Annotated in this window: 33 protein-coding genes; all 33 read right to left on the bottom strand. The window is 63.2% G+C overall.

The genetic code is table 11. From position 1 onward, the window contains the following. Nucleotides 1-85: 85 nt before the first annotated feature. The 33 genes from rplQ to rpsL all read right to left on the bottom strand — a co-directional run bounded on the left by rplQ (nt 86) and on the right by rpsL (nt 21,356). Complete coding sequence (rplQ, locus tag LSI54_RS04465; RefSeq protein WP_241465374.1) at nt 86-622, bottom strand: 50S ribosomal protein L17; 537 nt, start codon at nt 620-622, stop codon at nt 86-88. A gap of 77 nt (nt 623-699) precedes the next feature. Further along, nucleotides 700-1,716, bottom strand: coding sequence for a DNA-directed RNA polymerase subunit alpha (locus LSI54_RS04470; protein ID WP_241465375.1), 1,017 nt, complete (start codon nt 1,714-1,716; stop codon nt 700-702). A 119-nt stretch (nt 1,717-1,835) separates the two neighbouring features. Further along, nucleotides 1,836-2,237 (bottom strand): 30S ribosomal protein S11, encoded by a 402-nt coding sequence (gene rpsK, locus LSI54_RS04475; RefSeq protein WP_036473271.1) that lies wholly within the window; start codon nt 2,235-2,237, stop codon nt 1,836-1,838. 63 nt (nt 2,238-2,300) lie between these two features. Next, nucleotides 2,301-2,669 carry a 30S ribosomal protein S13 gene (gene rpsM, locus LSI54_RS04480; RefSeq protein ID WP_241465376.1) on the bottom strand — a complete coding sequence of 123 codons (369 nt, stop codon included), beginning with the start codon at nt 2,667-2,669 and terminating at the stop codon, nt 2,301-2,303. Between the two features lie 214 nt (nt 2,670-2,883). Continuing rightward, nucleotides 2,884-3,000, bottom strand: coding sequence for a 50S ribosomal protein L36 (rpmJ, locus tag LSI54_RS04485; RefSeq protein WP_036473268.1), 117 nt, complete (start codon nt 2,998-3,000; stop codon nt 2,884-2,886). Between the two features lie 62 nt (nt 3,001-3,062). After that, nucleotides 3,063-3,284: a translation initiation factor IF-1 gene (gene infA / locus LSI54_RS04490; protein WP_036473267.1), complete on the bottom strand. Its 222-nt coding sequence runs from the start codon at nt 3,282-3,284 to the stop codon at nt 3,063-3,065. Nucleotides 3,285-3,537: 253 nt separating this feature from the next. Beyond that, the gene (map, locus tag LSI54_RS04495) at nt 3,538-4,380 is read right to left on the bottom strand and encodes a type I methionyl aminopeptidase (RefSeq protein WP_241470674.1); all 843 of its coding nucleotides are present in this window, start codon (nt 4,378-4,380) and stop codon (nt 3,538-3,540) included. After that, a complete protein-coding gene (locus LSI54_RS04500) occupies nt 4,377-4,946 on the bottom strand; it encodes an adenylate kinase (RefSeq protein ID WP_241465377.1) in 570 nt (189 codons plus the stop codon). Before LSI54_RS04500 ends, map begins: the two co-directional genes overlap by 4 nt. Next, a complete protein-coding gene (gene secY / locus LSI54_RS04505) occupies nt 4,943-6,250 on the bottom strand; it encodes a preprotein translocase subunit SecY (RefSeq protein ID WP_241465378.1) in 1,308 nt (435 codons plus the stop codon). Before secY ends, LSI54_RS04500 begins: the two co-directional genes overlap by 4 nt. 162 nt (nt 6,251-6,412) lie before the next feature. Then, nucleotides 6,413-6,907 (bottom strand): 50S ribosomal protein L15, encoded by a 495-nt coding sequence (rplO, locus tag LSI54_RS04510; RefSeq protein ID WP_241465379.1) that lies wholly within the window; start codon nt 6,905-6,907, stop codon nt 6,413-6,415. Nucleotides 6,908-6,909: 2 nt separating this feature from the next. After that, entirely contained in the window at nt 6,910-7,146 is a 237-nt protein-coding gene (gene rpmD, locus LSI54_RS04515) for a 50S ribosomal protein L30 (RefSeq protein WP_241465380.1), read from the bottom strand. Next, complete coding sequence (rpsE, locus tag LSI54_RS04520) at nt 7,143-7,904, bottom strand: 30S ribosomal protein S5 (RefSeq protein WP_241465381.1); 762 nt, start codon at nt 7,902-7,904, stop codon at nt 7,143-7,145. Before rpsE ends, rpmD begins: the two co-directional genes overlap by 4 nt. Further along, the gene (gene rplR, locus LSI54_RS04525) at nt 7,901-8,272 is read right to left on the bottom strand and encodes a 50S ribosomal protein L18 (RefSeq protein WP_106121803.1); all 372 of its coding nucleotides are present in this window, start codon (nt 8,270-8,272) and stop codon (nt 7,901-7,903) included. The genes rpsE and rplR overlap by 4 nt, the downstream gene beginning before the upstream one ends. 3 nt (nt 8,273-8,275) lie before the next feature. Next, on the bottom strand, nt 8,276-8,812 hold the full coding sequence (rplF, locus tag LSI54_RS04530; RefSeq protein ID WP_241465382.1) for a 50S ribosomal protein L6: 537 nt from the start codon (nt 8,810-8,812) through the stop codon (nt 8,276-8,278). 20 nt (nt 8,813-8,832) lie between these two features. After that, a complete protein-coding gene (gene rpsH / locus LSI54_RS04535) occupies nt 8,833-9,231 on the bottom strand; it encodes a 30S ribosomal protein S8 (RefSeq protein WP_036473257.1) in 399 nt (132 codons plus the stop codon). Nucleotides 9,232-9,345: 114 nt separating this feature from the next. Continuing rightward, complete coding sequence (rplE, locus tag LSI54_RS04540) at nt 9,346-9,921, bottom strand: 50S ribosomal protein L5 (protein ID WP_036473255.1); 576 nt, start codon at nt 9,919-9,921, stop codon at nt 9,346-9,348. Further along, nucleotides 9,921-10,256, bottom strand: coding sequence for a 50S ribosomal protein L24 (rplX, locus tag LSI54_RS04545; protein WP_241465383.1), 336 nt, complete (start codon nt 10,254-10,256; stop codon nt 9,921-9,923). The genes rplE and rplX overlap by 1 nt, the downstream gene beginning before the upstream one ends. Before the next feature lie 3 nt (nt 10,257-10,259). Continuing rightward, nucleotides 10,260-10,631 (bottom strand): 50S ribosomal protein L14, encoded by a 372-nt coding sequence (gene rplN / locus LSI54_RS04550; RefSeq protein ID WP_036473253.1) that lies wholly within the window; start codon nt 10,629-10,631, stop codon nt 10,260-10,262. 423 nt (nt 10,632-11,054) lie between these two features. Further along, the gene (gene rpsQ / locus LSI54_RS04555) at nt 11,055-11,327 is read right to left on the bottom strand and encodes a 30S ribosomal protein S17 (RefSeq protein ID WP_106121798.1); all 273 of its coding nucleotides are present in this window, start codon (nt 11,325-11,327) and stop codon (nt 11,055-11,057) included. Between the two features lie 2 nt (nt 11,328-11,329). After that, nucleotides 11,330-11,617 carry a 50S ribosomal protein L29 gene (gene rpmC / locus LSI54_RS04560; protein WP_106121797.1) on the bottom strand — a complete coding sequence of 96 codons (288 nt, stop codon included), beginning with the start codon at nt 11,615-11,617 and terminating at the stop codon, nt 11,330-11,332. Nucleotides 11,618-11,619: 2 nt separating this feature from the next. After that, a complete protein-coding gene (gene rplP, locus LSI54_RS04565) occupies nt 11,620-12,036 on the bottom strand; it encodes a 50S ribosomal protein L16 (protein ID WP_036473248.1) in 417 nt (138 codons plus the stop codon). Further along, complete coding sequence (gene rpsC, locus LSI54_RS04570; RefSeq protein WP_241465384.1) at nt 12,036-12,854, bottom strand: 30S ribosomal protein S3; 819 nt, start codon at nt 12,852-12,854, stop codon at nt 12,036-12,038. Before rpsC ends, rplP begins: the two co-directional genes overlap by 1 nt. Next, nucleotides 12,854-13,219 carry a 50S ribosomal protein L22 gene (gene rplV, locus LSI54_RS04575; RefSeq protein ID WP_036473246.1) on the bottom strand — a complete coding sequence of 122 codons (366 nt, stop codon included), beginning with the start codon at nt 13,217-13,219 and terminating at the stop codon, nt 12,854-12,856. The genes rpsC and rplV overlap by 1 nt, the downstream gene beginning before the upstream one ends. Before the next feature lie 68 nt (nt 13,220-13,287). Further along, on the bottom strand, nt 13,288-13,569 hold the full coding sequence (gene rpsS / locus LSI54_RS04580) for a 30S ribosomal protein S19 (RefSeq protein ID WP_036473245.1): 282 nt from the start codon (nt 13,567-13,569) through the stop codon (nt 13,288-13,290). Nucleotides 13,570-13,581: 12 nt separating this feature from the next. Next, nucleotides 13,582-14,418 carry a 50S ribosomal protein L2 gene (gene rplB / locus LSI54_RS04585; RefSeq protein ID WP_241465385.1) on the bottom strand — a complete coding sequence of 279 codons (837 nt, stop codon included), beginning with the start codon at nt 14,416-14,418 and terminating at the stop codon, nt 13,582-13,584. A 37-nt stretch (nt 14,419-14,455) separates the two neighbouring features. After that, nucleotides 14,456-14,764 carry a 50S ribosomal protein L23 gene (rplW, locus tag LSI54_RS04590; protein WP_106121796.1) on the bottom strand — a complete coding sequence of 103 codons (309 nt, stop codon included), beginning with the start codon at nt 14,762-14,764 and terminating at the stop codon, nt 14,456-14,458. Beyond that, nucleotides 14,761-15,375: a 50S ribosomal protein L4 gene (gene rplD / locus LSI54_RS04595; RefSeq protein ID WP_106121922.1), complete on the bottom strand. Its 615-nt coding sequence runs from the start codon at nt 15,373-15,375 to the stop codon at nt 14,761-14,763. Before rplD ends, rplW begins: the two co-directional genes overlap by 4 nt. Nucleotides 15,376-15,380: 5 nt before the next feature. After that, nucleotides 15,381-16,043 (bottom strand): 50S ribosomal protein L3, encoded by a 663-nt coding sequence (gene rplC, locus LSI54_RS04600; RefSeq protein ID WP_241465386.1) that lies wholly within the window; start codon nt 16,041-16,043, stop codon nt 15,381-15,383. A gap of 21 nt (nt 16,044-16,064) precedes the next feature. After that, nucleotides 16,065-16,373, bottom strand: a complete 309-nt coding sequence (rpsJ, locus tag LSI54_RS04605) for a 30S ribosomal protein S10 (protein WP_022871716.1) — start codon at nt 16,371-16,373, stop codon at nt 16,065-16,067. 574 nt (nt 16,374-16,947) lie between these two features. Beyond that, nucleotides 16,948-18,138 (bottom strand): elongation factor Tu, encoded by a 1,191-nt coding sequence (gene tuf, locus LSI54_RS04610; RefSeq protein ID WP_241465387.1) that lies wholly within the window; start codon nt 18,136-18,138, stop codon nt 16,948-16,950. Nucleotides 18,139-18,378: 240 nt separating this feature from the next. After that, nucleotides 18,379-20,493: an elongation factor G gene (gene fusA, locus LSI54_RS04615; protein ID WP_241465388.1), complete on the bottom strand. Its 2,115-nt coding sequence runs from the start codon at nt 20,491-20,493 to the stop codon at nt 18,379-18,381. An 18-nt stretch (nt 20,494-20,511) separates the two neighbouring features. Continuing rightward, nucleotides 20,512-20,982, bottom strand: coding sequence for a 30S ribosomal protein S7 (gene rpsG, locus LSI54_RS04620; RefSeq protein ID WP_106121792.1), 471 nt, complete (start codon nt 20,980-20,982; stop codon nt 20,512-20,514). Then, a complete protein-coding gene (gene rpsL / locus LSI54_RS04625) occupies nt 20,982-21,356 on the bottom strand; it encodes a 30S ribosomal protein S12 (RefSeq protein WP_036473238.1) in 375 nt (124 codons plus the stop codon). The genes rpsG and rpsL overlap by 1 nt, the downstream gene beginning before the upstream one ends. Nucleotides 21,357-21,418: the final 62 nt, after the last annotated feature.

The following is a 21,418-nucleotide window of genomic DNA, read 5'->3' on the forward strand; positions in this document are numbered from 1 at the left end:
AGTTCGATGCGGGCTCAGCTGCAGACACGTCAGGCGCCCGCGATCGCTGAGATCGGGGGCGCCTGACGAATGCGTGCTGAAGGGTCTACTTCTGACCCTCGGCCTCGGTGGACTCCGACGCAGCGGACTCCGACTCGGTGGCCGCAGCCTCGGTGGACTCGACCTCGGTGGTCTCCTCCTGCGCCGGCTGCTGGGCGGGGGTCGCGGTGGCCTGTTCGGCCTCCCTGACCACTGCCTGCTTCGGCGAGACGGGCTCCATGACGAGCTCGATGACAGCCATCGGAGCGTTGTCGCCCTTGCGGTTGCCGATCTTCACGATGCGGGTGTAGCCGCCTTCGCGCTCGGCCATGGCCGGGGCGATCACGGTGAACAGCTCGTGGACGATGGCCTGGTTGGTCGCGCTGTTGGCGCTGATCTTGCCGACCACGCGACGGCGAGCAGCGATGTCGCCCTGCTTCGCCATCGTGATCAGACGCTCGGCGTAGGGGCGGAGGCGCTTGGCCTTGGTCAGCGTGGTGGTGATCGCGCGGTGCTCGAACAGGTTGGCGGAAAGGTTCGCCAACATCATCTTCTCGTGCGACGGGCTGCCGCCCAGGCGCGGACCCTTGGTGGGGGTAGGCATGGTCTGGTTCTCCTTGAGTGGTGCGCAGTCAGTTCAGTTGAACGTCAGCGCGAATAGTTGTCGTGGGCCGCAGTTCTCTAGAACCGCTGCTGCTCTTCTTCGACGTAGTCCTCGTCGCCAGCTTCCTGGAAGCGAGCCGCGGTCGGGTCGAAGCCTGCCGGGGAGTCCTTGAGGCTCAGACCAAGCTCGACGAGCTTGTCCTTGACCTCGTCGATGGACTTGGCACCGAAGTTCCGGATGTCCATCAGATCGGCCTCTGAACGTGCCACGAGCTCACCCACGCTGTGGATGCCCTCGCGCTTGAGGCAGTTGTAGGAGCGCACCGTCAGTTCCAGGTCCTCGATGGGCAGAGCCATGTCGGCAGCCAGCGCGGCGTCGGTCGGCGAAGGGCCGATCTCGATGCCCTCGGCTGCGACATTGAGCTCGCGAGCCAGCGAGAAGAGCTCGACCAGGGTGGTGCCTGCCGATGCCAGGGCATCGCGGGGCTCCATGGACGACTTGGTCTCCACGTCGACGGTGAGCTTGTCGAAGTCGGTGCGCTGCTCCACACGAGTCGCCTCGACCTTGAAGGAGACCTTCAGGACCGGGGAGTAGATGGAGTCAACCGGGATCCGGCCGATCTCTGCGTCGGCCATCTTGTTCTGTGCCGCCGAGACGTAGCCGCGGCCGCGTTCGACGGTCAGCTCCATGTCGAGCTTGCCGTGCTCGTTCAGCGTGGCGAGGTGGAGGTCCGGGTTGTGGAACTCCACGCCTGCCGGCGGAGTGATGTCCGCCGCGGTGACGGGACCGGGGCCCTCCTTGCGGAGGTATGCGACGACGGGCTCATCATGCTCGGAAGAGACGGAGAGTCGCTTCACGTTGAGGATGAGCTCGGTGACGTCTTCCTTGGTGCCGGCGATGGTGGTGAACTCGTGGAGCACACCATCGATCCGAACGCTGGTGACGGCCGCACCGGGGATGGAGGAGAGCAGGGTGCGACGCATGGAGTTGCCCAGGGTATAGCCGAAGCCGGGCTCGAGGGGCTCGATGACGAAGCGGGAGCGATTGTCGGCGACAACTTCTTCGGTCAGCGTGGGGCGCTGTGCAATGAGCACTGATTGTTCCTTTCAGAGTGCGTCCGCTATTTGACGCATTCTCACTGAGTAATGATGCTCGGCCTGCCCCCGGCGTTGCGGCCGGGGGCAGACTCTAATGTCTTGTTAAAGAAGTTTGCTCAGACGCGACGGCGCTTGGGCGGGCGGCAGCCGTTGTGCGCGCTCGGGGTGACGTCCGAGATGGAGCCGACCTCCAGGCCTGCGGCCTGGAGCGAGCGGATCGCGGTTTCGCGTCCCGAACCGGGTCCCTTGACGAAGACCTCGACCTTTTTCATCCCGTGCTCCTGTGCGCGCTTCGCGGCCTGCTCGGCGGCGAGCTGCGCGGCGAAAGGAGTCGACTTGCGTGAACCCTTGAATCCAACTTCACCTGAGGACGCCCAGGACACCACTGCGCCCTGGGGATCGGTGATGGAGACGATGGTGTTGTTGAAGGTCGACTTGATGTGAGCCTGACCCTGGGTGATGTTCTTGCTGACTTTGCGGCGCGGCTTGCGTGCCGCTGCGCGTGACTTTGGTGGCATTTCTTCTCCGTGACTGAGTTCTTCGGATCAACTGCTGACTCGGTGTGAGCCTGCGCTGCTGAACTACTTCTTCTTACCTGCGACGGTCTTCTTCGAGCCCTTGCGGGTACGAGCGTTGGTCTTGGTGCGCTGACCGCGGACCGGAAGGCCGCGACGGTGGCGGATACCTTCGTAAGAGCCGATCTCCACCTTGCGGCGAATGTCAGCAGCGACCTCACGACGAAGGTCACCCTCGACGGTGAGATTGCTCTCGATGTAGTCACGCAGAGAGATCAGCTGATCGTCAGTCAGATCCTTCACGCGGGTACCTGCTTCGATACCGATTGCTTCAACGGCTGCTTCGGCGCTGGTGCGCCCAACGCCGTAGATATAAGTGAGTGCGATCACCGTGCGCTTTTCGCGCGGGATGTCTACACCTGCCAGACGTGCCACAGTGGCAGTCCTCCTTGTTCTCTTCCGAAGGTCTCAAGCAGTGCAATTCCCTCTGGGACCTGAACGGTCCGACATCGGAGGTGATGTCATCAGCGGGTCCCCGGCCTTCGGAAACCGGGGGTGTGCTCGTCCAGCTCAGTGACGGGCTGCACTGCATATGATGTGAGCTGTCCAGCGCGGGTGCGCCCTCACTTACGTGATGTAAGTGAAGGACTCAGCCCTGGCGCTGCTTGTGGCGTGGGTTCGACTTGCAGATCACACGGATCACGCCGCTGCGGCGGATGACTTTGCAGTCAGTGCAGATCTGCTTCACGCTCGGCTGAACCTTCATGGGTTCTCCTCTTATTCGGTCGCGTGCGACAGTTTTTTACGTTGACCGACGCGTTCGGCTACTCACTTGTAGCGGTAGACGATGCGCCCACGGTTGAGGTCATACGGGCTCATCTCCACCACTACGCGGTCCTCGGGGAGGATGCGAATGTAGTGCTGGCGCATCTTGCCCGAAATGGTCGCGAGGACGACGTGCTCGTTCTCCAGACGCACGCGGAACATTGCATTCGGCAGGGCTTCAGAAACCCGGCCCTCTACTTCGATGACGCCTTCTTTTTTACCCATATGCTCCACATACCGTTCGCGACCCCGAGCCCTCCGAAGCCCACACTGCGGCGCAGTGCAGTTCCAGATGACCGAGGGGTCTGATTCGATTGCTGCGGCGCCTCTGGATCATGCATGCCGGCACAGTATGCAGGCATGCAGAACGACAGAGACAACCAGCAGTACAGCCTACAGGACGGTTCCGCCCTGGACAACTTCAGTTCAGAGAGGGCGACGACTCATCTGACGTCGCCGCGCCGACTCTGCTCGGGCGCTAAGGAAGCGGCACCGGTGTCACGCCCAACGGCGCGAGCGCCGCGGCCCCGCCGTCTGCGGCGGTCAGCACCCAGATCCCGTCCTCATGACGTGCCACCGAGTGCTCCCACTGGCTTGCGCGGGAGCGATCGCTGGTGACCACCGTCCAGTCATCGTCGAGCACCTCGGTCTCGATGCCGCCGCGGGTGAGCATCGGCTCGATGGCCAGCGCCATGCCGGGGCGGATCTTGGCGCCCTTCATGCCGGTGGAGTAGTTGAACACATCCGGGGGCATGTGCATCTGCGATCCGATGCCGTGGCCCACGTAGTCCTCCAGGATCCCGAGCTTCCTGCCGGGCTGGGCCGAGACGTAGTCCTCGATCGCCTCGCCGATCTCGCCGGTGCTCTTGGCGGTCGCGAATGCCGCAATCCCCCGCCACATGGCCGCCTCCGTGATCGCCGAGAGCCGTTCGTCCTCAGGGTCCGCGGTGCCGTCCTGGGAGGACCCCAGGATCCGGGTGCGGGCCGAGTCGGAGTGCCAGCCTTCGATGATGCAGCCGCCGTCGATCTTGAGCACGTCCCCGGGCTGCAGGACCCGCTCCCCCGGTATCCCGTGGACGACCTCTTCGTTGACCGAGGCACAGATGTAGCCGGGGAACCCGTGGTAGTTCAAGAAGTTGGGCTTCGCGCCGCGGGCGGTGATGACCTCGGCGAACACGTCGTTGAGCTCCCCGGTGGTCACGCCCGGCACGGCCGTCGCCAGCGTGGCCTCCAGGGCCTCGTTGAGGATCGCGCCCGCCGCGGCCATATGACGCAGCTGCTGCTCCGACTTCAGCTCGATCCGGCTGCGCGAGAACATCAGGACTTCAGTGCTTCCATGATGCGTGAGTTGACCTCGTCCATGGGGCCCAGCCCGTCGACGCGGCGCACGAGCCCGCGGGAGTCATATTCAGCGATCATCGGCGCGGTCTCGGATTCGAAGATCTCCAGCCGACGGCGGATGGCGCCCTCGTCGGCGTCGTCCTCCCGGCCTTCGATCTCTGCGCGCTTCTTCAGCCGAGTGATCAGCTCCTCGCGGTCAGCCGTGAGCTCCAGCACCACATCGAGGCTCACATCCAGACGCGAGAGCATCTCATCGAGCGCGGCGACCTGCGTCCGGTTTCGCGGGTAGCCATCGAGCAGGAATCCGTTCTCCGCATCCTTCCAGGTGAGTCGATCTTCGACCATCCGGTTGGTGACCGAGTCCGGGACGAGGTCGCCGGCGTCGACATAGCCCTGCGCCTCGCGTCCGAGCTCGGTCTGCTCCTTGATGTTCACCCGAAAGATGTCACCGGTGGAGATGGCGACGATGCCAAGGTCCTCGGAGATCCGCTTCGACTGGGTTCCCTTGCCTGAACCGGCCGGTCCAACTATCAACATGCGCGTCATCGCAGCAACCCTTCATAGTTTCGTTGTTCCATCTGTGCGTTGATCTGTTTGACCGTGGTCAGCCCGACGCCGACCATGATGAGGATCGAGGTGCCGCCGAACGGGAAGTTCTGGTTCGCCCCGATCAGGACGAAGGCGATCAGCGGGATCAGCGCGATCAGGCCCAGGTAGAGCGCGCCGGGGAAGGTGATCCGGGAGATCACGTAGGCGAGATAGCTCTCGGTGGGCTTGCCCGCGCGGATTCCGGGGATGAACCCACCGAACTTGCGCATGTTCTCGGCGACCTCGTTCGGGTTGAACGTGATGGTCACGTAGAAGTAGGTGAAGAAGATGGTCATCATGAAGAACGCGGCCATGTAGAGCGGGTGCGTTCCGCCCACGAAGTACGTCTGGATGAACTGGATGAAGGCCGAGGGCTCCTCACCGGGACCGGGCTGGTTGAACTGGGCCAGCACCGAGGGGAGCATCAGGACCGAGGAGGCGAAGATGACCGGGATGACGCCGGCCATGTTGACCTTGATCGGGATGTAGGTGGAGGTCCCGCCGACCGTGCGGCGGCCCACCTGGCGCTTGGCGTACTGGACCGGCACGCGACGCTGGGACTGCTCCACGAAGACCACGGCGGCGATGGTGACCAGACCGATGAGCATCACCATGCCGAAGGTCCGCCAGCCCTGGGTGGTCCAGATCTCGCCCATGGCGCCGGGGAACCCGGCGGCGATGGAGACGAAGATCAGGATGGACATGCCGTTGCCGACGCCGCGCTCGGTGATCTGCTCGCCGAGCCACATGATCAGCGCGACACCGGTGACCATGGCCAGGATCATCAGCAGCACGACCGGAAGCACGTCGTTGGTGATGATCGGGATGTCGCAGCCCAGCAGCGCACCGGTGCGGGCCATGGAGACCAGGGTGGTGGCGTTGAGCAGGGCCAGCGCGATGGTGAGGTAGCGCGTGTACTGGGTCAGCTTGGACTGCCCCTGCGCACCCTCCCGCTGGAGGTTCTCGAACCGCGGGATGACCACGCGCAGCAGCTGCACGATGATGGCCGCGGTGATGTAGGGCATGATCCCGAGCGCGAAGATGGACACCTGGAGCATGGCCCCGCCGGAGAACATGTTCACGAAGGAATAGAGGCCGCCCTCAGTGGTCCCCAGTGCCAGACATTGCTGCACTGCTGAGTAGTCCACCCCGGGTGCCGGGATGAATGCGCCGATGCGGTAGATCGCGATGATCGCGATGGTGAACCAGATCTTTCGACGCAGGTCGGGTGTCTTGAACACCCTTGCGATCGCGCTGAACAAGCGGCCTCCTGATGCGTGAATTGCCGTTGCGCGGCCTTCGGCCACACAGTCAGTCATACTAACGCGCGGTGCGCACGGGGAAAGAATCCTGCGGCCGGAGTCGGCCCGGATATGACAAGACCCCCGTGGGAACCACGGGGGTCTTGATCATTGATGAGCCGATCAGGCCTGCTTGGAAGCAGCCTTCAGCGCCAGCTGCTCGGTGGAACCACCGGCAGCCTTGATCTTCTCTTCGGCGCTGGCCGAGAAGGCGTGAGCCTTCACGGACACGGCGACAGAGATCTCACCGGAGCCGAGGACCTTCACCGGGCGGCCCTTGCGAGCAGCCCCCTTGGCGATGAGGTCATCAGCAGTGACGTCGCCGCCCTCGGGGAACATCTCGCCGAGCTTGGTCAGGTTGACCGGCGAGTACTCCACGCGGAACGGGTTCTTGAAGCCGCGCAGCTTCGGAAGGCGCATGTACAGCGGAAGCTGACCACCCTCGAAGCCGGCGCGGACCTGGTAACGGGCCTTCGTGCCCTTGGTACCACGGCCTGCGGTCTTGCCCTTGGAGGCTTCACCACGTCCCACACGGGTGCGGGACTTCTTGGCGCCGCGTGCTGGACGCAGATCGTGGACCTTGAGGACGTTGGATTCTGCAGCGGTGTTCTCTGGCATCCTTAGTTCGCCTCCTCAGCCTTCACTAGATGCTTCACACTGTTGAGCATGCCCACGGTCACGGCGTCTGCGTCACGGACCACGGTGTGGCCGATCCGCTTCAGGCCGAGCGAGCGAACAGTCTCGCGGTGCTTGGGGTTGGCGCCGATCAGGGACTTCACCTGGGTCACGGTGAGCTTGTGCTCACCGATCTTCAGGTTCCGCGCGGTGTTGTAATTGACGGTACTGCGCAAAGTCATGCACCTGCCTTCTGTGCACGGGCTTCGCGGTCAGCCGCCATCGTGCGCAGCATCCGGGCCGGTGCGATCTCGTCGAGAGCCTTGCCGCGGCGTGCTGCCACGGCTTCGGGCTCTTCGAGCTGCTTGAGGGCGTCGATGGTGCCGTGAACGATGTTGATGGCGTTCACCGAGCCCATGGACTTGGTCAGCACGTCGTGAATGCCTGCGCATTCCAGGACTGCGCGGACCGGACCGCCGGCGATCACACCGGTACCCGGTGCGGCCGGACGAAGCAGGACGACACCGGCAGCATCCTCACCCTTGACCAGGTGCGGGATGGTGGAGCCGACGCGCGGGACACGGAAGAAGCTCTTCTTGGCCTCTTCCACACCCTTGGCGATGGCAGCCGGGACTTCCTTGGCCTTGCCGTAGCCGACGCCGACCAGGCCGTCGCCGTCTCCGACGATGACCAGGGCGGTGAAGCTGAAGCGACGACCGCCCTTGACGACCTTCGACACTCGGTTGATGGTCACGACGCGCTCGAGGAACTTGTCCTTCTCCTCTTCGCGCCCGCCACGACCACCACGACCGCCGCGGCCGCCGCCTTCGCTGCGACCACCACGAGCGCCGCGGTTGTCACCGCGGCCGCCGCGCTCACCGCGAGCAGCATTGCTGTTCTCGCCGGCGGCCTGAGTCTGCGGTGCAGTCTCGGGGGCGGCGGTTTCCTTGGCCTCAGTCACAGACGAGTCCTTCTCAGGGTTGTTTGCGTTCTCACTCACAGCTTCAGACCACCTTCCCGGGCGCCGTCGGCGACGGCGGCCACGCGACCGTGGTACTTGTTGCCGCCGCGGTCGAAGACCACAGCGTCGATGCCGGCTGCCTTGGCGCGCTCAGCGACCATTTCGCCGACCTTCTTCGCCTTGGCGGTCTTGTCGCCGTCGAAGCTGCGCAGGTCTGCCTCCATAGTGGTGGCGGAGACCAGGGTCGTGCCCTCGAGGTCGTTGACGACCTGAGCGACCATGTGACGAGCAGAGCGGTTGACCACCAGGCGCGGACGCTCAGCGGAACCGTTGAGCTTCTTGCGCAGGCGGAGGTGGCGGCGGCCGCGGGCAGCGGATTTGGACTTGCCCTTGATACCAATAGCCATGGTTTACTTACCTGCCTTTCCAGCCTTGCGGCGAACCTGCTCGCCCTCGTAACGCACGCCCTTGCCCTTGTACGGGTCAGGCCTGCGCAGTTTGCGGATGTTGGCGGCGACCTCGCCGACCTGCTGCTTGTCGATCCCGCTGACAGCCAGCTTGGTGGCGGTCGCAACCTCGAAGGTGATGCCCTCAGGGGCCTTCACCGGAACGGGGTGCGAGTAGCCGAGTGCGAACTCCAGGTCGGAGCCCTTGGCCAGCACACGGTAACCGGTGCCGACGATCTCGAGCTTCTTGGAGTAGCCCTCGGTGACACCGATGATCATGTTGTTGATCAGGGTGCGGGTCAGGCCGTGGAGTGAACGCGATTCGCGCTCATCGTTGGGACGGGACACCGTAAGGGTGCCGTCCTCTTCTGAGACGGTGATGCCTTCGGCAAGAGTGCGGGAGAGTTCGCCCTTGGGCCCCTTGACGGAGACCTGGCGACCTTCCAGCTTGACCTCGACGCCGGCAGGGATGGTGATCGGAAGACGACCGATGCGTGACATAGTGCTTCGACTCCTTCCGGTTACCAGACGTAGGCGAGGACTTCCCCACCTACACCCTTCTTGGCTGCCTGCCGGTCAGTGAGGAGACCGGAGGACGTGGACAGGATCGCGATGCCGAGGCCGCCCAGAACGTGCGGGAGGTTGGTGGACTTCGCGTACACCCGGAGACCAGGCTTGGAGATGCGGCGCAGGCCGGCGATCGAACGCTCACGGTTCGGGCCGAACTTGAGGTCGATGGCCAGGGTCTTGCCGACCTCGGCCTCCTCTTCGCGCCATTCGGAGATGTAGCCTTCCGCCTTCAGGATGTCAGCCAAGCGAACCTTCAGCTTGGAGCTTGGCATCGAGACCTGATCGTGGAAAGCCGAGTTGGCATTGCGCAGACGTGTCAGCATGTCTGCAACTGGGTCAGTCATTGTCATGAGGGGCTTCTGCCCTTCCTCGCCGTGGTTTCAGATCTCCGAAGGAACTCGATCCCCCGAGGTGAATCGGGGGGTTCGGAACCTTTGGTGAAAGGACCTGCGGCGTAGTTACTGTTATTCGGTCTTGAAGGGGAAGCCCAGCGCCTTGAGCAGCGCGCGGCCTTCCTCATCAGTCTTCGCGGTGGTCACCACAGTGATGTCCATGCCGCGAGGGCGATCGATCTTGTCCTGATCGATCTCGTGGAACACCGACTGTTCGGTCAGACCGAAGGTGTAGTTGCCGTTGCCGTCGAACTGCTTGCCGCTGAGTCCGCGGAAATCGCGGATACGGGGCAGTGCTAGGGTCACCAGGCGGTCCACAAACTCCCACATGCGGTCGCCACGCAGCGTGGTGTGCGTGCCGATCGGCTGTCCTTCGCGCAGCTTGAACTGAGCGATGGACTTCCGAGCGCGAGTCACCTTGGGCTTCTGACCGGTGATCTTGGTCAGGTCCTCGATGGCGCCCTGGATGAGCTTGGAATCGCGAGCTGCCTCGCCGACGCCCATGTTGACCACGACCTTGACCAGGCCGGGGACCTCCATGACGTTGGAGTATCCAAACTCTTCCTGCAGCGTGGAGCGGATCTCCGCGCGGTACTTGCCCTTGAGCCGTGGGGTGGTCTTCTCAGTCTCGCTCTGAACCTCAGTCATCACAGGTCCTTTCCGGAAGCTTTGGCGAAGCGGATGCGCACGGTCTTGCTGACGCCATCCCGCTCCACGGTCTCCTGCCGGTAGCCGACGCGAGTGGGCTTGCCCGTCTCGGGGTCAACCACAGCGACGTTGGAGATGTGGATAGCAGCCTCAGACTCCACGATGCCGCCCTCGGTGCTGCCGAACTGGCCGGCACGGAGGTGACGCTTCACGCGGTTGACGCCCTCTACGAGGACGCGTTCCTTCTGAGGCAGGACCTGCAGGACCTTGCCCTGCTTGCCCTTGTCTTTGCCGGTGAGGATCTGGACGAGGTCGTCCTTCTTGATCTTGGCCATGAGTCAGAGCACCTCCGGGGCGAGCGAGACGATCTTCATGAACTTCTTCTCGCGCAGCTCGCGACCGACGGGCCCGAAGATACGGGTTCCGCGCGGTTCAGGAGTCTCACCCTTGAGGATCACAGCAGCGTTCTCGTCGAAGCTGATGTATGACCCGTCGTTGCGACGGATCTTCTTCTTGGTGCGCACGACAACAGCCTTGATGACGTCGCCCTTCTTGACGTTGCCGCCCGGAATTGCGTCCTTGACGGTGGCGACGAATGTGTCGCCGATACCTGCATAGCGGCGTCCGGATCCACCGAGGACACGGATGACAAGGACTTCCTTGGCACCGGTGTTATCGGCGATCTTGAGCCGCGATTCCTGTTGAATCACTTGTTTTCTCCTGTCGTCTCACTGGTTCTCGGACTCGTGCCGAGCCTTGTGGAACTTCTAGCCTGAGTCGGACACCTTCACGCGGCGATCAAACCGCTTCGGGCATGTGGTCCGACTTACCTGACAAGTCCCCTGGCCGCTTACCCACACACTCTCCGTCCCTCACGGGACGGGCAGCTGAATGCATGGCCGAGGCGGCGTTTCCCGGGGCCCCGAGGGGCCCTTTCGGGGACGTGCGCTGTCCTTTGAGGTGGATAGCCTCATCTAAAAGGGCGCACAGCCTCAATATCCTACACGAGATACACCGAGGGCCCAACTCCCGCACCCTGGGGTGCAGCAGTCGGGCCCTCGGAGGCACGCAGGCGCTCTCGGTGCTCCGGCGTCAGCGGCAGCAGCTGCTGGGCCGATCCCGGAGCACCGGAATCACTCTGCCTTTTCGACGATCTCGGCCAGCCGCCAGCGCTTGGCTGCGGACAGCGGACGGGTCTCGGCGATCACCACGGTGTCGCCGACACCTGCCTGCTCGTTCTCATCGTGTGCCATGAACTTCGTGTGCCGCTTCATGATCTTGCCGTACAGACCATGCTTGCGACGGTCCTCGACCTCGACGACGATGGTTTTATTCATCTTGTCGGAGACGACGACGCCACGCAGGGTCTTGCGGTCATTGCGGGTCTCTGCAGTTGCTTCACTCATGCTCAGTCCTCAGTCTTCTTCTCGTTCTGCTCATCAGCCGAATCCGAGGAGTCCGCGGCGGCATCGACATTCTCACGAATGCCCAGCTCCCGCTCACGCACCACGGTGTAGATCCGGGCGATGTCGCGCTTGATGTCCTTCAACCGGCTGGAGCTCTCCAGCTGGCCGGTGGCGGACTGGAAGCGGAGGTTGAACAGCTCTTCCTTGGAAGAGCGCAGCGCCTCTGACAGGCCTGCTGAGTCCATCTCTGCGAGCTTCTCAACGGTCAGCTCTTTGGTTCCAACTGCCATTGTCACTCACCACTCTCTCGGCTGATCACGCGTGCCCTCATGGGCAGCTTGTGGATTGCCAGGCGGAGCGCCTCTTTGGCGACTTCCTCCGTGACACCGGACAGCTCGAACATGATGCGTCCGGGCTTGACGTTGGCGATCCACCACTCGGGAGAACCCTTGCCGGAGCCCATGCGGACCTCGGCAGGCTTCTTCGTCAGCGGCTGGTCCGGGTAGATGTTGATCCAGACCTTGCCGCCACGCTTGATGTGGCGGGTCATGGCGATACGCGCAGATTCGATCTGGCGGTTCGTCACGTAGGCGGGATCAAGGGCCTGGATGCCGTACTCGCCGAAGGCGAGCTCGGTTCCACCCTTGGCCCGCCCGCGGCGCTTGGGCCGGTGCGGCTTGCGGTACTTGACTCGGCGGGGCATCAACATCAGCTCTGCCCTCCTTCAGCACCAGATCCGGCTTCGGCGGGTGCCTGGGCACCGGCTTCGCGACCGCGGCCTGGGCCACGACGACGACGCTCTTCGCCTCCACCACGGGGTCCACCACGACCACCACGGGCTCCACCGCGACCGGAAGGCTGTGCAGCCTGCTGGGCGGCGAGTTCCTTGGCGGTGAGATCGCCCTTGTAGACCCAGACCTTCACACCGATGCGGCCGAAGGTGGTCTTGGCCTCGTGCTTGCCGAAGTCGATGTTCGCGCGCAGGGTGTGCAGCGGAACGCGACCTTCGCGGTAGAACTCGGAGCGGGACATCTCTGCACCGCCGAGGCGACCGGCGCACTGGATACGAATACCCTTTGCCCCTGAACGCATCGCCGAGGTGATGGCCTTCTTCATCGCGCGGCGGAAGGCCACACGAGCCGCGAGCTGCTCGGCCACACCCTGGGCGACCAGCTGAGCATCGGTCTCGGGGCTCTTGACCTCGAGGATGTTCAGCTGGATCTGCTTGGCGGTGAGCTTCTCCAGCTCGCTGCGGATCCGGTCCGCCTCGGCGCCGCGGCGACCGATGACGATGCCTGGCCGCGCAGTGTGGATATCCACACGAACACGATCGCGGGTGCGCTCGATCTCAACCTTCGAGATGCCGGCGCGCTCCACGGACTTGGCCAGGAGTTCCCGAATCTGGACATCCTCTTTCACGAAGTCCTTGTATCGCTGACCGGCCTTGGTCGAGTCGGCGTACCAGTGCGAAACGTGGTCAGTGGTGATGCCCAGACGGAAACCATTGGGGTTGATCTTCTGTCCCACTACTGATCCCCACCTTTCTCTTCGGCGCCGACCACGATGGTCACGTGGCTGGTGCGCTTGTTGATGCGGAACGCCCGGCCTTGAGCCCTGGGTCGGAACCGCTTCATGGTCGGGCCTTCGTCGACGCGTGCCTCGGTGATGAAGAAGGCGTCCTCGTTAAAGGCGACTCCTTCCTTGTCTGCGTGCTGGCGAGCATTCGCCAGCGCAGAAGCGACCACCTTGGCCACCGGCTCTGTAGCGCCCTGAGGGGCGAACTTCAGAATTGCCAGTGCTTCGTTGGCCTGCTTGCCGCGGACAAGGTCGACGACGCGCCGGGCCTTCATAGGCGTCACACGCAGGTAGCGCGCAATTGCCTTGGCTTCCATTGCTTTCCTTCTCTCGTCTTGTGACACGAAGCACAAGCTCGCAGATCGTTCCTCGGATGAGGAAGCGATCAGCGGCGCTTGCCCTTCTTGTCGTCCTTCACATGGCCGCGGAATGTACGCGTCGGAGCGAACTCGCCGAGCTTGTGCCCGACCATCGACTCAGTGATGAACACGGGGATGTGCTTGCGTCCGTCGTGCACAGCCAGAGTGTGGCCGAGCATGTCGGGGATGATCATGGAACGGCGGGACCATGTCTTGATGACATTCTTGGTGCCCTTTTCGTTCTCAGCGACGACCTTGAGGTACAGGTGCTGATCTACGAAGGGGCCCTTCTTCAAGCTGCGTGGCATGTCTCCAGGCTCCTATCGCTTGTTCTTGGTACGACGGCGACGCACGATGAGCTTGTCGCTTGCCTTGTTCGGACGGCGGGTGCGCCCTTCCGGCTTGCCATTCGGGTTGACCGGATGACGACCGCCGGAGGTCTTGCCTTCGCCACCACCGTGCGGGTGGTCGACCGGGTTCATCACAACACCGCGGACGGTCGGACGAACGCCCTTCCAGCGCATGCGTCCAGCCTTGCCCCAGTTGATGTTGGACTGCTCGGCGTTGCCCACGGCGCCGATGGTCGCACGGCAGCGCACGTCGACGTTGCGGACCTCGCCGGAGGGCAGACGCAGCTGGGCGAACTTGCCCTCGCGGGCCACCAGCTGGATGCCTGCACCTGCGGAGCGGCCGAGCTTGGCGCCGCCTGCTGGCCGCAGCTCCACCGCGTGCACCACGGTGCCGAGTGGGATGTTGCGCAGCGGCAGGTTGTTGCCCGGCTTGATGTCAGCGTTGGGGCCGGACTCCACGGCAGCACCCTGCTCCAGCTTGGCCGGAGCCAGGATGTAGCGCTTGGTGCCATCGATGAAGTGCAGCAGCGCGATACGAGCGGTGCGGTTCGGGTCATACTCGATGTGAGCGACCTTCGCCGGCACGCCGTCCTTGTCTGCGCGACGGAAATCGATCACACGGTACTGGCGCTTGTGGCCACCACCCTTGTGACGTGTGGTGATCTTGCCCGAGCTGTTTCGGCCGCCAGTCTTGGACAGCGGACGCAGCAAGGACTTCTCCGGGGTGTCCCGGGTGATCTCTGCAAAGTCGGCCACAGACGAGCCGCGTTGGCCCGGTGTGTTCGGCTTGAGGTTACGGATAGCCATATTCTTCTTCCTCGATCAAGTGGTTCCGATCAGCCGATCAGGCTGCGGATCCTCCGAAGATGTCAATGTTGTGTCCCTCTTTGAGGGTGATGATCGCCCGCTTCGTGCCGGTGCGTGAGCCCCATCCGAACTTGGTGCGCTTGCGCTTGCCAGCTCGGTTGATGGTGTTGACCGAGTCGACACGCACGGAGAAGATCTTCTCCACCGCGTATTTGATCTCGGACTTCGTGGCCCGGGGGTCCACCAGGAAGGTGAACTTGCCCTCATCGATGAGGCTGTAGGACTTTTCCGACACGACGGGTGCGATGACGACGTCGCGCGGGTCCTTGCTGGTAAGGACGCTCACTTGGTCTCCTCCTTCGCAGTTCCCTGTGCCAGGAAGGCGTCATAGCCGGCCTGCGTGAACACGATGTCATCGGAGACGATGACGTCGTAGGTGTTCAGCTGATCGGCATACAGGGTGTGGACGTGCGGCAGGTTGCGGGTCGACAGCGCGGCGATGTCATCGCTGCGGTCGAGCACGACCAGCCAGTTGCGGTTCGCTCCGCCGAGACCTGCCAGTGCAGCCTTGGCCGCCTTCGTCGACGCCTGGTCGGTGACCAGTGCATCCACGACGATGATGCGGTCGTTGCGTGCCCGGTCAGAGAGGGCACCGCGCAGGGCGGCGGCCTTCATCTTCTTGGGCGTGCGCTGGGAGTAGTCGCGTGGCTGCGGTCCGTGGACCACGCCACCGCCGACCATGTGCGGTCCGCGCAGCGAACCCTGACGAGCACGACCTGTGCCCTTCTGCCGGAACGGCTTGGCGCCGGTGCCGGAGACCTCTGCACGAGTCTTGGTCTTGTGGGTGCCCTGGCGAGCCGCGGCCCGCTGTGCGACGACCACCTGGTGGATCAGCGCGACATTGGTCTTGGCGTCGAATACTTCGGCGGGGAAGTCGACAGAAACCTTGTTGGCCATGTGGATCATGCTCCCTTCACTGCGGTGCGGACCAGGACGACCTGGCCGCGAGCACCCGGAAGGGCACCCTTGATGAGCAGCAGGTTCTTCTCGGGGTCCACTGCGTGGACGGTCAGGTTGTGGGTGGTCTGACGGACGCCGCCCATCCGACCTGCCATGCGCAGACCCTTGAAGACGCGACCCGGAGTGGATGCGCCGCCGATGGAGCCTGGCTTGCGGTGGTTCTTGTGGGAACCGTGCGAGGCGCCCACACCAGCGAAGCCATGACGCTTCATGACGCCGGCGAAGCCTTTGCCCTTGGTCTTGCCGATGACATCGACCTTCTGGCCGGTCTCGAAAGACTCGACGGTGAGGTCCTGGCCGAGCTCATACGAGCCCGAGTCACCGGTGCGGATCTCCACGACGTGGCGGCGTGGAGTCACGCCGGCCTTCTCAAAGTGGCCTGCCAGCGGCTTGGTCACCTTGCGGGGATCGATGCGTCCGAAGCCGATCTGGACGGAGTTGTAGCCGTCGCTGTCGGTGGTGCGGATCTGGGTCACGACGTTGGAGTCGGCCTGGACAACAGTGACTGGGATGAGAAGGTTGTTCTCGTCCCAGACCTGGGTCATGCCGAGCTTCGTGCCCAGCAGCCCCTTGACGTTCAGTTCAACGCGGGAAATATTGGTCATAGTGTTCTCAGCACCTCCCTGCTAGAGCTTGATCTCGATATTGACGTCTGCAGGCAGGTCGAGTCGCATCAGGGAATCGACAGCCTTGGGCGTCGGATCCACGATGTCGATCAGGCGCTTGTGGGTGCGCATCTCGAAGTGCTCGCGAGAGTCTTTGTACTTGTGGGGAGACCGGATCACGGCGTACACGTTCTTCTCGGTGGGCAGCGGCACTGGGCCGACAACCGTTGCACCAGCACGTGTGACCGTGTCGACGATCTTCCGGGCCGAGGTGTCGATGACTTCGTGGTCATACGACTTCAGCCGGATGCGGATTTTCTGTCCCGCCATGCGTTGAGCCTCTTTCTGGTGTTCTGACATTCGTCTTACGTCGCAGCCCAAGACTGTGACGGAGCCATGGGGCTCCCAGAGAGGCATTCAGCGCTGGTCCCTCGCGGGCACAGGCGGTACTGACCTTCTGCAGTTATGGGCTGCGCACCTGCAACACGATCTGCTCGGTCTCCCGAGTCTGACGATCACGAAGCTGATGCACGACCCGCACAGTCCGAATCCGTCCGGGCGAATCCTGCGGGAAGCAGGTCTCGACGGGTTCCTCGAACTGACGGGCATCCGACCCCCGCGGTCGGGCGTGTCGCTTATATGAACAGTGAATCTGCACACAGCGAGACACTTGGCGAGGTGTCGGTTTTGAAGTTCTGGTATTCGCTCCACACGGTGGACCCGAGGGCACACCGGGGCATGGCGCCCGTGAGCAACCTGTCTATTCTCACATAGATGGAGACCCATGACAAACAGGAGACCCCGGTGGCTCATGCCACCGGGGTCTCCTGTTCATCGAGCTGCGCAGACCTGTGCTGAGCTGTTGTTCAGCTCAGGTCTGCGCGACCATCATGAAGCTCAGGTCTTACTTGAGGATCTTGACGACTCGACCTGAACCAACGGTGCGTCCACCCTCGCGGATGGCGAAGCCGAGGCCCTCTTCCATGGCGATCTCCTGGATGAGCTCAACGGTCATCTCAGTGTTGTCACCGGGCATGACCATCTCGGTGCCCTCGGGCAGCGAGATGACGCCGGTGACGTCGGTGGTCCGGAAGTAGAACTGCGGACGGTAGTTGGTGTAGAAGGGGTTGTGGCGACCGCCCTCATCCTTGGAGAGGATGTAGACGTTGGCCTCGAACTGGGTGTGCGGGGTGATGGAGTTGGGAGCAGCCACGACCTGGCCGCGCTCAACGTCATCGCGCTTCAGACCGCGAAGCAGCAGACCACAGTTCTCGCCGGCCCATGCCTCGTCGAGCTGCTTGTGGAACATCTCGATACCGGTGACGGTGGTCTTCTGCTTCGGACGAATACCGAGGATCTCGATCTCGGAGTTGATCTTCAGCGTGCCGCGCTCTGCGCGGCCGGTGACCACGGTGCCGCGACCGGTGATGGTGAAGACGTCCTCGATGGGCATCAAGAACGGCTTGTCCTTGTCGCGCTCTGGCTCCGGGATGAAGGTATCCACGGCTTCCATGAGCTCTTCAACGGTCTTGACCCACTCGGCGTCGCCCTCGAGAGCCTTCAGGCCTGAGGTGCGGATGACCGGTGCGTTGTCGCCGTCGTAGCCCTGTGAATCGAGGAGCTCGCGCACCTCCATCTCGACGAGGTCCAGGAGCTCTTCGTCCTCGACCATGTCGGACTTGTTCAGTGCGACCAGCAGGGAGGGGACGCCCACCTGGCGGGCGAGCAGCACGTGCTCGCGAGTCTGTGCCATCGGGCCGTCAGTGGCGGCGACGACCAGGATCGCACCGTCCATCTGAGCAGCACCGGTGATCATGTTCTTCACGTAGTCAGCGTGACCGGGGGCGTCCACGTGTGCATAGTGGCGCTTGTCGGTCTGGTACTCCACGTGGGAGACGTTGATCGTGATGCCGCGCTCGCGCTCCTCGGGAGCGTTGTCGATCGAGGCGAAGTCGCGTCCCTGGTTCAGGTCCGGGAACTTATCTGCCAGGACCTTTGAGATCGCGGCGGTCAGGGTGGTCTTGCCATGGTCGACGTGACCGATGGTGCCGATGTTAAGGTGCGGCTTGTTACGCTCGAACTTTGCCTTGGCCACAGGTTCCTCCTATAGAACTTGTTCAGGTAAGAAGACTTACTCCAGCCGCACTGTCAACGAGGCTGAAACTCATGCAAGTCTACTAATCGCTAGGTATTTGGTGAAATTTCCCGAATGGTGGTGCGTGAGGAGCAATGGAGGTCAATCGGGGACCTCGCTTCCTCAAAGCATTGCCGAGCCGCCCGGCTCGGTCCCGGGCCGCTGAGCGGACTCAGCGGACCCGGGGAGCCGAGTTGGGGATCAGGCGCCGCGGTTCTTCTCGATGATCTCTTCTGCCACGGCCTTCGGAACCTCTGCGTAAGAGTTGAAGGACATGGTGAAGACTGCGCGGCCCTGAGTGCGCGAGCGCAGCTCGCCGATGTAGCCGAACATCTCGGACAGCGGCACGAGTGCCTTGATGACCTTCACGCCTGCCGCGTCATCCATGGACTGGATCTGTCCGCGGCGGGAGTTCAGGTCACCGATGACCTCGCCCATGTACTCCTCAGGAGTACGGACTTCGACGGACATCATCGGCTCGAGCAGCACCGGGTTGGCCCGGCGTGCGCCTTCCTTGAACACCTGGGAGCCGGCGAGCTTGAACGCCATCTCCGAGGAGTCGACGTCGTGGTAGGCGCCGTCGGTCAGTTCGGCCTTGACACCGACCATCGGGTAGCCGGCGAGGACGCCGAGACCCATGGCGTCCTGGATGCCTGCATCCACCGAGGGGATGTATTCGCGGGGAATGCGTCCACCGGTCACCAGGTTGGCGAATTCGTACATCTCGCCGTCCGCGGTGTCCAGGGGCTCGAAGTTCATGAGCACCTTGGCGAACTGACCCGAACCACCGGTCTGCTTCTTGTGGGTGTAGTCGACCTTCTCCACACGCTTCTTGATGGTCTCGCGGTAGGCGACCTGGGGCTTGCCCACGTTCGCCTCCACGTTGAACTCGCGGCGCATGCGGTCCACCAGGATGTCCAGGTGGAGCTCGCCCATTCCGCCGATCTCGGTCTGGCCGGTCTCGTCGTTCTGGGTGACGGTGAAGGTCGGGTCCTCGGCTGCAAGCTTCTGAATGGCCGTGGAGAGCTTCTCCTGGTCACTCTTCGACTTCGGCTCGATGGCCACAGAGATCACCGGCTCCGGGAAGGTCATCGACTCGAGCACGATCTGGTGGTTCGGATCGCACAGGGTGTCACCGGTGGTGGTGTCCTTGAGTCCGATGACCGCGTAGATGTGACCGGCCTGGATCTCGTCGACCGGCATCTCCTTGTTGGCGTGCATCTGGAAGAGCTTGCCGATGCGCTCCTTCTTGCCCTTCGTGGAGTTCACGATCTGCGCTCCGGCGTTGAGCTTGCCGGAGTAGACGCGGATGAAGGTGAGCTGCCCGAAGAAGGGGTGGGAGGCGATCTTGAATGCCAGAGCGGAGAACGGCTCGTCCTTGCTCGGGCGGCGGGTCAGGATCTCGTCCTCATGGTTGGGCTTGTGGCCCTCCATGGCCTCGACGTCTGCCGGGGTAGGCAGGTAGTCGATGACAGCGTCGAGCATCGGCTGGACGCCGCGGTTCTTGAACGCGGAGCCGCAGAAGACCGGGTAGGCGGCGGAAGCCACGGTGAGCTTGCGGACGCCTTCCTTGAGCTCGTCGTTGGAGATCTCTTCGCCTTCGAGGTACTTGTTCATCAGCACATCGTCAGCTTCGGCAACCTGCTCGATGAGCGTGTTGCGGTACTCCTCGGCCTGCTCCTTCATGTCCTCGGGGATTTCCTGGGTCTCATACTCAGCACCCATGGTCACATCGCCCTTGGAGTCACCGGGCCACACCAGGGCCTTCATCTGGAGCAGGTCGACGACGCCGACGAATTCACTCTCAGAGCCGATCGGCAGCTGCATCACCAGGGGTGTTGCACCGAGTCGGGACTTGATGGTGTCCACGGTGTAGTAGAAGTCAGCGCCGAGCTTGTCCATCTTGTTGACGAAGCAGATGCGCGGGACGTTGTACTTGTCGGCCTGGCGCCAGACAGTCTCAGACTGCGGCTCCACGCCTTCCTTGCCGTCGAAGACGGCGACGGCGCCATCGAGGACGCGCAGCGCGCGCTCCACCTCGACGGTGAAGTCCACGTGCCCGGGGGTGTCGATGATGTTGATCTGGTTGTCGCCCCAGAAGCAGGTCACCGCGGCGGAGGTGATCGTGATGCCGCGCTCTTTCTCCTGCTCCATCCAGTCCGTCGTGGACGCACCGTCGTGGGTTTCACCGATCTTGTGGTTCATGCCGGTGTAGAACAGGATGCGTTCGGTTGCGGTGGTCTTACCGGCATCGATGTGAGCCATGATGCCGATGTTGCGGACCTTCTTGAGGTCAGTGAGCACGTCTTGTGCCACGGTGATTCCCCTTTTCTATTACCAGCGGTAGTGGGCGAAGGCCTTGTTGGACTCTGCCATCTTGTGAGTGTCCTCGCGGCGCTTCACAGCGGCACCGAGGCCGTTGGAGGCGTCGAGGATCTCGTTCATCAGGCGATCCGTCATGCTCTTCTCGCGGCGGTCCTTGGAGTAGCCGACCAGCCAGCGCAGGGCCAGCGCGGTCGAGCGACCGGGCTTGACCTCCACCGGGACCTGGTAGGTCGCGCCGCCGACGCGGCGGGAGCGGACCTCCAGTGCGGGGCGGACGTTGTCCATGGCCTTCTTGAGCGTGGTCACCGGGTCATCGCCGGACTTCTTCGCGACGCCGTCGAGCGCGCCGTAGACGATGCGCTCAGCGGTGGACTTCTTGCCGTCGACCAGGACCTTGTTGATCAGCTGTGTGACCAAGGGTGATCCGTGGACCGGATCCTGGACGAGAGGGCGCTTAGGTGCGGGTCCCTTACGTGGCATTACTTCTTCTCCTTCTTGGCGCCGTAGCGGGAGCGAGCCTGACCGCGACCCTTGACACCCTGGGTGTCGAGGGCGCCGCGGACGATCTTGTAACGGACACCGGGAAGGTCCTTCACACGGCCGCCGCGCACGAGCACGATCGAGTGCTCCTGCAGGTTGTGACCCTCGCCTGGGATGTAGGCGGTGACTTCGACGCCGCCGCCGAGGCGAACACGAGCCACCTTGCGCAGCGCGGAGTTCGGCTTCTTCGGGGTCGTGGTGTACACACGGGTGCATACGCCACGACGCATCGGGCTGCCCTGCAGTGCAGGGGTGTTGTTCTTGGTGCGCTTGGGATGACGCCCCTTGCGCACAAGCTGCTGAATAGTAGGCACTATGCGTTCTCCATACGTGTAGTGAGGGAAGCAGAGGCTTGAGGTCTGCCCGCGGTCGAGAG

The sequence above is a fragment of the Nesterenkonia sp. AY15 genome (assembly GCF_022565855.1).
Lineage (GTDB): Bacteria > Actinomycetota > Actinomycetes > Actinomycetales > Micrococcaceae > Nesterenkonia.